Raw genomic sequence first — 15,859 nt, 5'->3', positions numbered from 1 at the left:
CTATTTTTCTTGAATTAACAAATTAGTGGTATTGTAAAAAATATCTATAAACCTATCCTCTATGGTCTTTCCCCTTTCATCATATTTAAGAGACTTATTTAAAAACTCAATGAATCGCTCATAATTTTTTACACCTTTCCAATTAGAACGCTTTAAGGGAATACCATTAATAGCGTTAAATATCTCACTATTAGTCAACTCTAATGTAAAAGGGGAAAAACCTCTTTCATTTGAAGACATTTGCACCAACCAAGTCCAAAAACCTTTATTAAATCGTTTTAATTCTTGATAAAACTCAGTATTTAAAAAATTAGAATTCAAACCTAATTCTGCTGAGAATCTTTGATCAAATGTTTTAGAAAATTTATTCTCTAAATACAAGTTAAATAAGTAGTACTGCGATAAAGGCTTAAATAATATATTTTTTGTATTACCGTCTAAGTCTGGAAAACTAATATTCTTTGAGTTTTTATTTATACCAAACTCTCTTACTTCATTTTGATCTGTCACAGATTCATTTGCAAAATCCAGAATAGCCATTGCAGAAGCTAGTTCAATAAAGTGTGCATCATTTTTTTGAGACGTACTACCTTCATTATTTTCATAATCCCTATTAATATCATCGCCGATATAATACATTCTATTGACATCATTATTTACACCATGTTCATAGTAATGTAACGCCGCCTTGGTCTTAGAAATAAATGTAGACTTTTCAATTTCACTATTCTCATCTTTTCTAACCCCAAAATAAGGTAACACAGAAATAGCACCAATATTTGATTTTTTAAGCAATTGATGATTATCGAGTTCTGAAGAAGCTTGTCTTAAGTTTTTCAATAAAAGGGGAAAACCAGAAGCTCCTGTACCGCCAAAAATGGAAGAAATAATAAAAATCCTATCATTTTGTGAAAAACTTGAGGCGAATGTTTTAAAATCATCTGAATGTTGAAATTGATTTAATACCACACTTCCCATATTAGGATTCCCTTTAAATCCAACATCCATTGTAGCTTCCAAGTTTTTTTCACTAAAAAGCATCGATGTCAACGCTCTATTAGTTCTATCCATAGAAGCTAACCCAATATAATCCTTAAATTTCTTATCAGAATTTAATATTTTAATTCTAAAATTAGGTGTTTGTGATTCTATTTCTGTTTTAAAAAATTGATTAGAAGTGTTAGTATCAAATGACAGCGATTTTCTTATTTTTTGATAAGACCTTAGAGTATTCGTTGTAAGACTTACATCTCCATTTGCGGCATCAGGATCAATAATAATAGGTATTATTTTTTCCGAGTTACATTTTACTCCAGATGCTAATAAATAAGTTAGAGATTTTAAAACTCGAGAACCAGTACCTCCAATTGCAAAAATATATAGTTTAGACATAATTAGATTTTTAAAAAGGGATATGAGATGAATTTGAACTTTTCCATTTCAAAAGTGACGACCATATCAAGAAAAATAGTGCCCCAAATAAAAAGTTTATTAAAGAGAAATAGATTAAATCTTGTGAATACTCTGGCACTGGTGGCGAAATTGACAAATAATCATCAATAATAGTATTACTAGCTATCATATAAGCTGAAATTGCGCTTATTATAGAAACAACTAATAAAAACAATGACCATATAGTTAATTTTGCTGTTTTTGGTCTATCAACAACATAATAATAAAGAACCACAAATAACAGACTTACTATTCCAGTAATTATAAATACCCAAATAGCAAAGTCTAACCTCAATAAATCCTTATAAAACGGTTCCGAATTTATTTTAAAAATATCATATAATAATTTAATACTTTGTCCCATTATTTTCTTTGTTTATTTTTATAAATTATAATTCCAACGATAAAAAGGATTAGAAAAACAACCAACCAACTAACAATGGTTCCTAATCCTGAACTAGATTTTTCTTGATTAATTTTTAAAGTTATTTGAAAGTATTTATTACTATTTCCTGATGTTTTTTGAGCCTCAGATATCCCTTCTACAATGTGTTTAAAACCAAAAGTTTGAGATTGCTTTAATACATTCGTTTCAATATCTCTATCATCTTCCCTTGGTTTAACAGAAACATTATCTACCCAGTTTGGTATATTTTTATCTAATGTTATCTCAATATTTCCATTATAAGTATTAGGTAAAGACAATAACAAAACATGTGTACTACTTTCAGTACGTGAAATATCACTTGGGTTGATATTTTTTAAAGTACCATCTTTTAGCCGTATTTGATTATCATCTATTTTCCCAACATCTAAAATCTTAATCTTATTATTATTTAAAGTATAGTTTTCAAGATCAACCAAATAGTCTTCAGAAATAGGTATATCATCAAGATTAATAGAAACAGCCAGTTGAACACTTGAACCTTGATTCAACGCATTTTCTATCGTTACAGTTTTGCCCTTTGATGAGTTTAAAGCAAACTGTCCTTTATTTAAAGTAAAAGGAAGTGCTGAAAATTCACTAATTTGTATTTCAGATGGAATTCTCTGATAATTATTTTTAAGATTATATCTTTTTAGCTTTGGGATAACTTCCTTTGTATAATTATCTACATTATTCTCATTCCCAATAATAAAAATATAATAGGGTCTTTTTTTAATATTATAATACTTAGCGTTTTTGATGTCATAATATATGCCTTCAAATTCACTTTCAAGATGTAAGATATTAGTAGCTAAAGTCTCTGAATTAGGTACATTTTGAAATGCGCTAGCAATATTCATTCTTAATTGATCTAAGCCAGTCTCTACATCTGTACTTTTAGGTGAATAAATAAAATCTGCGATAAACACTATTATTTCATCTTTCTTCCAATCAAGTAAGATTTTTTTGAATAATTCATCAAAATCACTAGTACCTCTTCCTTTTTTATAAAGACGTTTTAATGACTTTTCATCTATATTATCTAAATTATCTTTAACACTTACTGACTTAGTTGATGTATTATTTATAAGGAAAAAGTCAATATTATCTTCGTTGTAGTTTGTTTTAGAAGCTATGATTAATTCATTTACAGCATTTCTAAAACCTGTATTTATTATTTTTTTTTCTGGTAGATAACCATACATGCTTAAAGTGTTCTCCAAATAGAACTTTACTTTTGCTATATGGGTTTTGTTCTCAAATATTTTTTGATTAATATTCGAAGTATCATCTTCTAAAACTATATCATTCTCTTTGTGATTAATTAAAACACTAGAATCTTCGCGTGGATTTCGTTCACAAGAAAAAATGACTACTAAAAATATGAGTATATATAATTTATTCATAAGGCTTGTAAAAAGCTTTTTTATTATGTTAAGTGCTCAAACTTAAATCCATTATTAAACTAATCCTTACGGTAAACCGTAATCCATCAAAAAAAAAATGACCTTAAAGAATTTGTAATCACATACTAAATGATTTTTCTCATGGTAAACAAACCTAACTGAAATAACAATATTCACCTTACGGTTTTCCGTAAGCACTCTCAAATAATAAAAACAAAGTCTTCATATATTGCTGATATGATTAATTGTAAATAATAAAAAAGAGGAATGATATTTTGGTTAAAATCATTCCTCTAAAATCATAATTAATTTAACATCAGCTAACAATAACATTTTAAGTAACTACTGGATCTGGTGGCGGAGGTGGTGGCGGAATATCCTCTCCTTCATCACAACAAGCTTGTGGAGCTATTTCATCAACTAAACTCTCAGGGTTGCACGAAAAGAATGCTGTACTGAGGAAAACCGTAAAAACTATTACATATATTTTTTTCATTTTGTATTAGATTAAAAATTAAACAATAGTGTTGCTGTCCGAGAAATTCTCAGAGCTATAGTTGCTTAGCAACACTTACTAAATTTTTGAAGAGACGTCTCTTCGCTGGGAAGATTGGAGAGCAGAAGTAAAACAGAATTATTTCTTCCCAAAGAATAGCTCTATTTCACTTTGCTTCTCCATTAATAAAATTGAATTTTGTAAACCTTATTACACCTAAGGTGGTATTCAATTCTAAAGCAAAAGAATAAAGTTCATAATGGAATGTATGGAAATAGCATAGAAACTTTTTGGAAAAGAATTTCCATGCTATTTCCATTGCTAATTTGTAGATTTAACAGGGAAATAAAATAAATGACATGCAAGAAAAATTACTTTTAAAAGCTTTTGAAAAAGCAAAGAGTGAAGTGAATTCAGATAAAATTTTTACGAGAGCAAGACATTTATCGGAAAAGATTTATGAGACAAATCAATTTACATATGGAGAAAGGAGTTTAACAGAAAAATATAAAGTAATCTATAGTGATCCAAAAAGTGATATTAACCTTAGGAAAGAGGTATTGGATGCTTTAAGTAAATATTTGGATTATGACAATTATTATGAATTCACAAAAAAACATGAAGAAGCATCTTCTGAAAAAAATGCATTTACATTTTTAAAAAAGCATAGAGTTATAATCCTAGTAGTCCTACTACTAATTTCTAGTATGCTTATCTATAATTACACAACGAGACAGCGCTGGATGGTTTGGCAAAATGATCATTATGTAGAAGTTGATTTCGATGTAAAAAAATATAATGTTAATCAACTAAAAATATACAAAGAAGAACGTATACTTTATTTTAAAAAAGTTGAACCAACATGTGATTACTCTTTTTTTAATGAGAATGGAAGTGTTTTAATATGGTATGGAAAAAATAAGGATAAGGAATTAGAATATTTCACTGCTCTAGGACTTCATCCTGAGACTAGCAAAACACTAAAACCAATAACTCAATATATGATAAACAAATATATTTGTTCTAAATAATTGCTTAACAATTTACTATCATTACTCTTAAACACTGCTATCTTCCACATTAGTACTATATGCTAAATGGAGTATATTTATTTATATTACTTAACTAATAATTGTTGTCAATTCGTTTAATCATAGCCATCAAACAATGTTTTTTGATAAATATCCCCATTGAATTTATTCTCGAATAAATTTATAGTGCTTTGGAATGTACAGTTTTATTGCAGTTTTATTGCAATTCTATTACGGTTTAATTTGGGGCGGTTCACGGTTTTATTGCGGTTTTATTGCGGTTTTATTGCGGTTTTATTGCGGTTTTATTGCGGTTTTATTGCGGTTTTATTGCGGTTTTATTGCGGTTTTATTGCGGTTTTATTGCGGTTTTATTGCGGTTTTATTGCGGTTTTATTGCGTAAATATTTTAGTTTCATTGGTTAGTTACAAGCATATTATTGCGTTTTTATTAAAATCTTATTATCAATTTAAATAACTAATCACACGCATACTAAGCCCGACTAAGAACCGAAATAACCTGTTACCATAAACTTATTTTCTCTCTTAATTGACAAATACCCTCTACAAACCTCTTCACATTTCAATTCTAAATTTTAACCCACTCACAATAAAAACTTCAAATAAAATTTTATAAATTTGAGTCATATTATTTTTAACAAAAAGTGAACACGAAACCGAACACGTTTTGGAACACGATTAAGAACACGGTATTTTTTAACAATTTGATTATCAGCGATTTAAAATTTTTAAATTTCTTCAAATTAAAATTCATAACCCAGAGGTCACGAGTTCAAATCTCGTTCTCGCTACAGCAGTAAAAGTCTAGCACGAAAGTGCCGGACTTTTTTTATGCGCTGCACTGAAGCTTTGCTTCAAAGTGCATAAGCATAAAAAAAGGCCAATGCAATGCCCTAGCATTGTAGACTTTTACTATTGTACAGCTCACCCGCGAAGATTCACTGAAAGTAAATCAAAAAATATATAAAGCACAAAAGCATAAAAAAAGGCCATAACAATGCCCTAGCATTGCAGACTTTTACTATTGTACAGCTCACCTTGCGAAGATTCACTGAAAGTAAATCAAATCATTTAGAAATCGTTAAAGCATAAAAAAAGGCCAATGCAATGCCCTAGCATTGCAGACTTTTACTATTGTAAAGCTCACACTGCGAAGATTCAGCGAAGCTAAATCGAGCACAAATAAAAAGCCAATAGCGGTGCTCCAGCACAACTAATATTCCCCATCATATAACTCAACCATACCTAAATGATTAATATTTAAACGATTTAAGTTAAAGTCATGAAATTTATACCACTATATTTAAATTGAATTTTAAATAGTAATCTTATGAAAACAACATATCCCTTTTTAGCCTTAGCACTATTGACGCTTTCTTTTTCTTGTAAAAATGAAACCTCAAAAGAAAGCATAGACACTAGAAACCCAATGAACGAAGAACTTACCGATACCAGAAATTATGAAAAGGACGGCAATTTTGAAGAAGACGTTTATACCTACGAGGAAAAAACCGGTGACATAGACCAAAACTGGAATCTAAACAACCCAGAACGACAAATGCGTTTATTTGCGCAATTTGAAATGAGTGATGATCAACAACAACGTTATGAAACGGCACTCGCCAATTGGATGGATTCCAATACAGGAACCCCTTATAAAAACCTTTCGGCTAACGACCGTATCAACGCAGAAGCTAATATCTTAGAGACTATCCTAGATAAAGAACAGTTTAACCGTTATAAGCAATGGGCTAATGCTAATGACAAACGTTAGTTACGCCCTTGCGAGGACACAGAACAAAGCAATCTCAATTAAGCAACTCAAGCTGTTCGGCTCCAACCCTATAACAACGTTCCTCTCCAAGATACAACGGATTACCATGCTTCTCAGACCAAAAGCCATTTAATAAGTCCTTAGTAATGCATTTATAGACCACAACCCCTTTATAAGTAAGATCATCATCACCTTTATAATTAAAATTAATAACCAAAATGTTGTCCTTATAAAAACCAGTACCAAATTGCTCTTGATTAGTATTAATTAGCCACTTTGCCTGTATTCGGTTGTGCTCATCTAAGGCTAATTCTAATATACCTTTGTAAGCTATGCCATTTTCGTCTTGGTTGCTTCCTATGATGTTGTAGGTGCCTGGTAATTCGTTTATAGTCATTTGGTGTTTTTGTGTCGTTTGTTTGGGTTTTATCCACTATATAAAAAGAAACGTTTTATAAATATACTTCTAAAGAATATAAAAATAAAAAGTGCACATTTAAAAATGTGCACTCTACCCTCTTCCTTAGAATAATATATTAATAGCAAATAACAATGTGCCGTAAAGTTAAAAATGATTTATCTAATTACCTTACGGTTTTCCATAATCGGAAAATTAAATAAGCCCTAAGTCTTTTACAATGGCCACTAAATGTATGGCATTATTAGCTTTAAACTGCACTCTAAGTTTATTTAAATGTTTTTCTACAGAACTTAAACTGCTTGGAGATATCTCATGATGCTTTAGAAACTTACTAATTTCTTCTTGAGATAAACCATTAGAAAGTTGTTTTAGCAATACAATGTCGTAGTCTCTTATTTCTAAGTCTGTACTAGGACTCAAAGCGTGCTCTATTTGTGGTGAAATGTAAATACTGTCATTGTAAACCGATTGAATAGCTGCCTTTAACTCATTAAGACCTTGTCGGCCTTTGCATACATAAGCATTAGCCTTATGTGTTTGAATTAAAGTTCTTACCCTTTGCAAACGATCCTCTACTGAATACACAATAATCTTTAACTCAGGATATTCTTGTTTTAATTGTTTTACCAAAGCTTCACCAGAAGCATAAGTTTGAGATCTATGGTCTGTTTTAAAAGACAAATCTGTAATTAACAAATGATAGGGCTCTGCTATTTGATACGCACTTTTAACTTTTAAATAAGCATCATCACAGTACTGTACTTGTGTTACATCTGTAATGCCAAGGCCTTCTAAAACCGTGCCCACACCTTTATTGATACTCCCTAAATCATCGGATATTAATACTTTTGAAAACATATTAAATTATAACTTGTGCTTTAAAGCCTTTATTAATTTCTGAATCAAAAGTAATTGATCCGTTGATAGATTCTATACGGTTTTCCGCATTTTGCAAACCATCGCTTTTAATAATGTTACTACCAACACCATTATCTTTATAGTCAATCGTTATTTTTTTATGGGTTTGACTAAAGTCTAAAACAACAATAGAGGCTTTACTATGTTTACGCATATTGGTCATTAACTCTTGTAAGACCCTGTAAAGAATTATTTTTTTTATATCAGACAAGCCATTCCAGTTAATGTTCGAACTGTTTTTAGTAATCACATTAACAGCCTTGGTTCTATAGCTCGATAGTAAATCTAAAATTTGCGCATTAAAATTACCCTTCACATCTATAACACTATTTTCTTTTGAAATATCTCTTGTTCTAACATAAATATCTTCTAAATCGTCTAAAAGATCTTCATTTACATGCTCGCTATTCTGAAGTTTAGTCATTACATGATAAACGTCATTAGCGACTTCATCATGCACTTTTTTAGAAATACGAGTTTCTGTATTATAGACTTGTTGTAATTTTTCTTTTTTGTACTTATCATTAAGTTTAAGCACTACAAATACAGTTAATAGTATTACAAAGCCTGCTATAGATTGAACAACCAGACGTTTAAATTTCTCTTTCTCCTTTAAAATTTCATTTTCATCTGCACGTTTTTTCTCTTTAAAAAATTCATACTTACTTGATGCAAACTGATTTTTAAACACCTGATTTGCCAAATTAATACTATCATTCAATGTCTTAAACCTAATAACCTCCTCATCATTCTTCAATGTCATTTTAAACCCTAAAACATGAGCTTCATAATATTTATTTCCGCTAGTCTTGGCCAAGGTTAACGCCTTATCCGTATATGCTAGTGCCTGACTTTTCTGATTTCTATCACTATAATACTCCGCTAGATGTAAGTAACTGGTAATTAATCCTGAATATGATTCTACAGCTTTTCTCATACCCAATCCTTTTTCTAAATTGCCTAAAGCTTCAGGATGATCAATTTTGGATTGCGCGTAACCCAAATTATCATACAGCCTGGCAACTTTAGTTTTAGATTCATTTTCAATACTAAAATCTAAAACACTCAAATAATCCGCTATAGCATCTTTATACCGCTCTAGCTTAAGATAAACATTAGCACGGTTTTTTATAACCGAACTCTTAGTATTAAAAACATCTGCAATAGCAATGGCCTTATTATAATAATTTAAAGACAAGTCATTGTTTTCTAATTTCTCATTAATAAGTCCTAAATGATTATACAATGCTGCTCGAGATTCATTTTCTAAAGAATCCTTTATACTAGAATGGTCTAACAGTTTTAGAGCTTCAACGGCATAATTCTCACTTTCATGTAAAAGTCCTTTTTTCCTAAGAGCAATAGAAATTAAACGCAAATCATATATAGCACCAATAGTATCTAACCGTTCTAATTTAGCATCTTTAGAGTTTAAATAGAATCTAAACCCTTTTGTTAAATCCGAAATATTTTTGGGTTTTAAAATTAAACGCCTGTAGTCTGTAGTGTCTTCTTGTTGTTGTCCGTAACAATTTTGATTAGCGCTAATGCTGAATAATAACATTAGGAGAAGGCAAAAAAAAAGAGAAGAAATTTTAGTTGAAATCATTCCCCTAAAATAATAATAAATTTAATATTAACTAGTCCTACCTACTGATGGAGTTGCAGAATAGAGATGAAGTAATAGAAGCATAATATCTTCTCTTTTTTTCAATATGCTTGCAGTTCTATTTTCATCTACCAACCTCTAAAAGTTAGATAAAAAGAATGCTAAACTGAAAAAAAAACAAAACAGTTACATCTATTTTTTACTCTATAAGGAATTATAAATCCCATATCGTATAACTACATGAAATTAAACATAAATCCATCAATTTAAAACGGAAACATCAAGTAACATTTACAAATACAGGCGAGACAATACAAAAAACACGACTCATTTAGTCTACCAGAACAAGGCTTAAAACGGCAAAAACTCACAAAAACTACATTTAATCGGATTTATTTGCATTTTATAGATAAAAATATTATGTTTGTCGAATAATTTAGTCCCAAACTAAATAAATTTAACCACTTATGGATCGTGTTCATATTATATTGAAACGCTTTACATTATGCTTATTGCTTATGTATGCGTTTAACGCTTTCTCTTACAACACTTTAATTACAGATAATAAGATATCTGAATATGAAGATTGTAACGACAAAGACAATAATTCGGATTTTACAGATACTTTTAATACAACAAGTATATCATCTGAACCACCTGTAGATATAGACGGAAAATTCCAGCTTTATTTTGACGGTGTTGATGATTATGTTGAAGACGCCTCACTATTAAGCGGATGGCAAGAAGTATCATTAATGGCATGGGTAAAAATTGATCCCTCAGGACCAATGTTTCAAACCATAGTTGGTCAAGATAATTTTTCTTTATTATTAGTCTTTAACCGTCTAGTTGTTAAAACTAACGGTAGCTCTATAAGCACCCCCATGATATTACCCTCCAATCAATGGGTGCATATTAGCGCAACATATAGTAATATTGAAAACAGACTAAAACTATACGTCAATGGTGAAGAAGTAAATAACATTTACCTTAACGGCGGCCCTCTTAATACAGATAGCACACCATTTTATGTTGGGAGAAGATATTACGGACCAGATGAATGGCATTTTAAAGGACATATAGACGAAGTAAGACTTTTTAACAAAGCGCTTTCTAATGAACAAATCCAAAAAATAGTATACCAAGAAATTGAAAATAATGGCAATGTTCGCGGTACAGAAATCCCCATAAATATCAGTAGCTTATCTTGGTCTAATCTCATTAGATATTACCGTTTTGATAGTTATAGAGGAAATATTACAGACAACTTAACTACGCCAGCTATTGACACAGGTACAGGCGCAACACTCCACAACATTGCCACTAGTCAGATTGTACCTCAATCAGCACCAATGCCATTCGTTACACAACGTAGTGGCAGCTTAGATGCTGCAGTTGAAAATACGGCCGATGGAGTTAATGGAGATGATGTCATAACTTACGATTGGTCTATTGTTAGAGTAGAACACAATAATGTTACCTATAGTAGTAGACAAACGCATTTAGGTTTAATTATTAATGAAAACGATGCCAGTTCTAATCCCATAGAATATCATGTTACAAACGATTCAGAATTGAACGTATCTTGGTATTTAAAATTAGATGGCTTTATTGATCTCGAAGGCGAATCACAATTGGTACAAGGTGAAGATAGCATCCTCGATTCTGCAAGTATTGGTAAAATAGAACGTGACCAACAAGGCACTGCAGATACTTATACTTACAACTATTGGTCTTCTCCTGTTAAAATGCAAAATTCAGCATCAAATAATTTTAGGGTTATGGATGTCATGAAAGATGGTTCAGATCCTAACAACCCTATCAATATCAACTTTTCATCTTCTGGTTACGATGGTGCTGCAACTAGTCCTATTAAGATTGCTGACTATTGGATATGGAAATACGCCAATCTACCAACTAATACATATTCAGCATGGCAACATATTAGAAAAACAGGTACCATACTACCTGGTGAAGGATTTACCATGAAAGGCCCAGGGACCGGCTCAATTACTACACCACAAAATTATGTGTTTTCAGGTAAGCCAAACAATGGCGATATTAACCTTACATTGGCAGCTAACAATGATTATTTAGTAGGAAATCCATACCCTTCGGCTATAGATGCCCATGAATTTATTCGAGATAATGGTCCAACATTAGACTATGACAATACTCCAGTTCCAGACTCCACTCCTTTAATAAGTGGTACGCTTTATTTTTGGAATCATTGGGGAGGAGGTTCTCATTATTTACAAGATTATCAAGGTGGATATGCTACTTACAACTTTTCTGGAGCAGTAGCTGCCGCTTATAAAGGTAGCAATCATCCAGACGTCGCTCCAGGTGGTGCACCTACAAAAAAACCAGGACGTTATATTCCTATTGGGCAAGCGTTCTTTGTTACTGGCGAAAACCCTGGTACTATTAATTTTAACAACGGGCAACGTGTCTTTAAAACAGAAGATAATTCTTCTGTATTTATAAGAAGTGCGTTTAACAATACAACTCCAACTAGTGAAACTAATAATACTGATGATGGTGATGACAGAATGAAATTTAGAATAGGATTTAATTCCGTAAATACCATTCGTCGTCAATTATTATTAACCATAGACGATAATGCAACTCCAGGTGTTGATTGGGCTTATGATGGCAAATTAAACGAAACCCAAATAGATGATATGTTTTGGGTAATAAATACTGATGCTTATATCATTCAAGCCAGTAATGAAGCAGACATTAATACCACATACCCTTTAGGAATTAAAACAGATATGGATGGTATCAATTCAATAATGATTGATGCATTAGAAAATGTTCCTGACGATTTTAATGTGTATTTACATGACATAGAACTAGATGTCTATCACGATTTAAGAGCTAGTAATTACGACATTTTCTTAAATGAAGGAGAATATTTAGATCGTTTTGAAATTACATTTGGTACACCAGAACAAGTATTAGGTATTGATGATCAAATAGCAAGTCATATAGATGTATTATACTCAAATACTATTGAAAAAATTGTACTTGTTAATCCAAATCAATTACACGTAAAATCTATGACTTTGTATAATATGCTAGGTCAATCTGTTTACACAATTAACAACATAGCACAACGTAATTATTCAGAATATAAAATAAGTAATTTAAATGTTGGTACTTATATCATCAAATTACAAACCGAAACGGGTTCCTTAGTAACCAAAAAAGTATTAATAAAATAGTTGATTGTTTTTAGTTAGTGATTAGAAAAGTCTCAGTCTACTCAAAACTGAGGCTTTTCTTATTTTAACACCTCTAATAACTCATCAAAGGACAATTTATTTTGCGCTCCAGAATCCATATTTTTAAGCGTGAATAACTTAGCCTTGACTTCCTCTTCACCAACCAAAACTACAAACGGAATATTACGACGATTCGCATAATTCATTTGTTTTTTCATTTGCTTACCTGAAACTGCGGCATCTGGAAATAATTCTGATTTTACATTAGCTTGTCGTAATTTAGTTACAGCATTCAAACTAAATAACGCTTCTTCATCGCCAAAATTAATAAAGAGTACTTTAGTAGATTCTGTAATGGTCGATGGAAATAATCCCAATTCCTCTAACACCAAATAAATACGATCTAAACCAAAGCTAATTCCTACTCCACTCATATCTTTAAGACCAAAGATTCCAGTCAAATCATCATAACGACCTCCACCACCAATAGAACCCATTTTTACTCCTTCTGGAGCTGAGACTTCAAAAATGGCTCCTGTATAATAATTTAGTCCTCTTGCTAAAGTAACATCAAGTTGAAGTTTTGCCGTTTTTAATTCTAAGTTGGAAATAGCTGTATTTATAAACTCAAGTTCTTCTATGCCTTTTAATCCAATTTCGGAAGTACTTAAAATAGATTTTAAACTTTCAATCTGATTGCCAAAATCTCCTTTTAAAGTAAATAATGGTTGAAGCTTCGTAATCCCATCTTCCGAAATACCTTTACTACGCATTTCGTCTTTTACTTTCTCCTCACCTATTTTATCTAACTTATCTAAAGCCACTGTAAAATCGATAAGTTTATCTTGCGCTCCAATAACTTCTGCAATGCCTGATAAGATTTTACGGTTATTAATTTTAATCGTAACACCTTCTAATTTTAATGCCGAAAATACAGCATCATACAACTGTACAAACTCGACTTCTTGAAACAAGGATTTAGAACCTACAACATCGGCATCACACTGATAGAACTCTCTAAAACGTCCTTTTTGTGGACGGTCTGCACGCCAAACCGGTTGTATTTGGTAACGCTTAAAAGGGAATTCGATGTCGTTTTGGTGTTGTACAACGTATCTTGCAAAAGGGACTGTAAGATCGTAACGTAATGCCTTTTCTGAAATTTTAGAAGTTAGTATAGCTTCCGACTTAGACTTATAATCTTCATCTGAAATTTTTTTCAAAAACTCACCACTATTCAAAATCTTAAAAATCAAACGATCTCCTTCGTCTCCATATTTTCCCATTAAGGTCTCCGAGTTTTCAAAACTTGGAGTTTCAATAGGTTGAAATCCAAAAATTTGAAACTGTGCTTTTATCGTTTCCATGATATAAGAACGCTTTGCAACATCTTCTGCGTTAAAATCTCTTGTGCCTTTTGGTATGCTTGGTTTTTGTGCCATATTAATCTCCCACGAAAGTGGGAGTCTTTTTAAGTGAAACTCTATTTTATAAAAAAAACACTTCGACTATCCTCAGTGTGACTTCAGCCTTAAAACTATGAAGTTTCTAGGATGAAGTCACAAAAATATTATAATTTTTAGAGGTCTTACTAAGATAATTGGATTTTATAGTAACTTTATGCTACTTAAGTAGTCTTATACTTAAAACAACCCAACTAACGTATCCAAAAACTATGTTTTCATTAGCTAAAGAGAATATTAGAATTGCTTTCGACTCTATAAAAAGTCAATTATTACGTACCATACTAACGGTTTTAATAATCGCTATAGGTATTATGGCACTGGTTGGGATTTTAAGTGGTGTATCTGCATTAGAAAATACTATTACTGGTAATTTCTTATCTATGGGTTCTAATACTTTTAATTTTCAGCGTTACGAATTTACGGCACAACGCCAAAGCAGTAGAGAACGACAGAAAATAAATCCAGTGATTAGCTACCGAAATGTAAAAGATTTTGAAGAAAATTATAACTTTCCGTTTACAAAAGTAGCTGTGTCTTTCTTTGGGACTTCTTCTGCCGAAATAAAATACGAGAGTAAAAAAACCGACCCTGAAGTAGCTGTTATTGGAGCAAATGAGTTTTTTATTGAAAACTCCGGTTTAGAAATAGAAAATGGCCGTTCTTTAAATGTATTTGATGCAAAAAACGGAAACTCTGTTTGTGTGATTGGTAGTGATTTACACAAAGCCCTGTTTCCTGAAGACAACCCTATTGGCAAAACAATTAGCGTTAGAGGCTCTAAATTTAAGGTCATTGGCGTATTAAAAGAAAAAGGATCTACATTTGGCAACAATCAAGATTTAAGAGTGATTATGCCTATCCAAAAAGCACGTTCCATCTTTACCAATCCAAATATTAATTACAATTTAAGTGTTAAGGTTGATAAAGGAGACATGCTTGAAGCTGCAAAAGAAGATGCCATAATAACTTTTAGAAACATTAGAGGCCTTAACCCTATTGAAAAAAATGATTTTGGAATTAAGGGAAGCGATGATTTATTAAACCAAGTGGCACAAAATACAGCAGCACTTTATGTAGCTGCTTGGATAATTAGCATTATTACCATTTTTGGATCTACCATTGCCTTAATGAATATAATGCTCGTTTCTGTTAGTGAACGTACTCGTGAGATTGGTGTAAGAAAAGCGCTTGGAGCCAAGAGCAAAACTATTGCCTTTCAGTTTTTTATGGAAACCATAATCATTGGTCAACTTGGTGGTCTCTTAGGAACTATTCTTGGTATTTTAATAGGATTAGCAGTTGCCAAAGGATTTGATCTCGAATTCTCTACACCTTGGGTAGCCATGATTTGGGCTACAAGCATTGCTTTTGTTGTGGCTATTGTTTCTGGTTTATATCCTGCCACAAAAGCTGCAAAATTAGATCCTATTGAGTCTTTACGTTATGAATAAAGACTCGTAAAGCCAAGAGTCTTATTCTAATAAAATCCTATTGATAATTGAGTTTAGCAAATGTCACTGATTCCAGATTTTTGATATTAAACACTTTTTTCCCATTTTATTTCTAAATGAAATAACGCATATAACAAAGCCTTTCTATATCATTGTT

12 protein-coding genes are annotated in these 15,859 nt (G+C 31.4%); 4 read left to right on the top strand and 8 right to left on the bottom strand.

Going from position 1 to position 15,859, the window contains the following annotated elements; all coding sequences use genetic code 11:
* From ABD730_RS07340 to ABD730_RS07325, 4 genes are all read right to left on the bottom strand, one after another.
* A complete protein-coding gene (locus ABD730_RS07340) occupies positions 1-1,392 on the bottom strand; it encodes a hypothetical protein (RefSeq protein WP_344713631.1) in 1,392 nt (463 codons plus the stop codon).
* A gap of 10 nt (positions 1,393-1,402) precedes the next feature.
* Positions 1,403-1,816: a hypothetical protein gene (locus ABD730_RS07335; RefSeq protein ID WP_344713629.1), complete on the bottom strand. Its 414-nt coding sequence runs from the start codon at positions 1,814-1,816 to the stop codon at positions 1,403-1,405.
* Positions 1,816-3,285 carry a hypothetical protein gene (locus tag ABD730_RS07330; RefSeq protein ID WP_344713627.1) on the bottom strand — a complete coding sequence of 490 codons (1,470 nt, stop codon included), beginning with the start codon at positions 3,283-3,285 and terminating at the stop codon, positions 1,816-1,818. The genes ABD730_RS07335 and ABD730_RS07330 overlap by 1 nt, the downstream gene beginning before the upstream one ends.
* Before the next feature lie 334 nt (positions 3,286-3,619).
* The gene (locus ABD730_RS07325; RefSeq protein ID WP_215925534.1) at positions 3,620-3,781 is read right to left on the bottom strand and encodes a hypothetical protein; all 162 of its coding nucleotides are present in this window, start codon (positions 3,779-3,781) and stop codon (positions 3,620-3,622) included.
* A 359-nt stretch (positions 3,782-4,140) separates the two neighbouring features.
* Here ABD730_RS07325 and ABD730_RS07320 point away from each other — a divergent pair, with 359 nt between their 5' ends.
* Complete coding sequence (locus ABD730_RS07320) at positions 4,141-4,812, top strand: hypothetical protein (protein WP_344713624.1); 672 nt, start codon at positions 4,141-4,143, stop codon at positions 4,810-4,812.
* A 1,351-nt stretch (positions 4,813-6,163) separates the two neighbouring features.
* Positions 6,164-6,607 carry a hypothetical protein gene (locus ABD730_RS07315; RefSeq protein ID WP_334467417.1) on the top strand — a complete coding sequence of 148 codons (444 nt, stop codon included), beginning with the start codon at positions 6,164-6,166 and terminating at the stop codon, positions 6,605-6,607.
* A 34-nt stretch (positions 6,608-6,641) separates the two neighbouring features.
* Here the strand turns inward: ABD730_RS07315 and ABD730_RS07310 are convergent, their stop codons facing one another.
* The 3 genes from ABD730_RS07310 to ABD730_RS07300 all read right to left on the bottom strand — a co-directional run bounded on the left by ABD730_RS07310 (position 6,642) and on the right by ABD730_RS07300 (position 9,510).
* Positions 6,642-7,004: a hypothetical protein gene (locus ABD730_RS07310; RefSeq protein WP_344713622.1), complete on the bottom strand. Its 363-nt coding sequence runs from the start codon at positions 7,002-7,004 to the stop codon at positions 6,642-6,644.
* Between the two features lie 216 nt (positions 7,005-7,220).
* The gene (locus ABD730_RS07305) at positions 7,221-7,886 is read right to left on the bottom strand and encodes a DNA-binding response regulator (protein WP_334467413.1); all 666 of its coding nucleotides are present in this window, start codon (positions 7,884-7,886) and stop codon (positions 7,221-7,223) included.
* A gap of 1 nt (position 7,887) precedes the next feature.
* The gene (locus tag ABD730_RS07300) at positions 7,888-9,510 is read right to left on the bottom strand and encodes a tetratricopeptide repeat-containing sensor histidine kinase (protein WP_344713620.1); all 1,623 of its coding nucleotides are present in this window, start codon (positions 9,508-9,510) and stop codon (positions 7,888-7,890) included.
* A gap of 512 nt (positions 9,511-10,022) precedes the next feature.
* Between ABD730_RS07300 and ABD730_RS07295 the strand changes: the two genes are divergently transcribed.
* Entirely contained in the window at positions 10,023-12,785 is a 2,763-nt protein-coding gene (locus ABD730_RS07295) for a LamG-like jellyroll fold domain-containing protein (protein ID WP_344713618.1), read from the top strand.
* Positions 12,786-12,844: 59 nt separating this feature from the next.
* On the opposite strand, the gene hisS is transcribed toward ABD730_RS07295, so the two are convergent.
* A complete protein-coding gene (gene hisS / locus ABD730_RS07290; RefSeq protein WP_344713616.1) occupies positions 12,845-14,227 on the bottom strand; it encodes a histidine--tRNA ligase in 1,383 nt (460 codons plus the stop codon).
* Between the two features lie 233 nt (positions 14,228-14,460).
* On the opposite strand from hisS, the gene ABD730_RS07285 reads away from it, so the two are divergent.
* Positions 14,461-15,702, top strand: coding sequence for an ABC transporter permease (locus ABD730_RS07285; protein ID WP_334467408.1), 1,242 nt, complete (start codon positions 14,461-14,463; stop codon positions 15,700-15,702).
* Positions 15,703-15,859 lie beyond the last annotated feature (157 nt).

This window comes from Winogradskyella damuponensis (assembly GCF_039538385.1).
Classification (GTDB): domain Bacteria; phylum Bacteroidota; class Bacteroidia; order Flavobacteriales; family Flavobacteriaceae; genus Winogradskyella; species Winogradskyella damuponensis.
The sequence above is the reverse complement of the archived record's forward strand: the minus strand, read 5'-3'. Positions and strand labels throughout refer to the sequence as shown.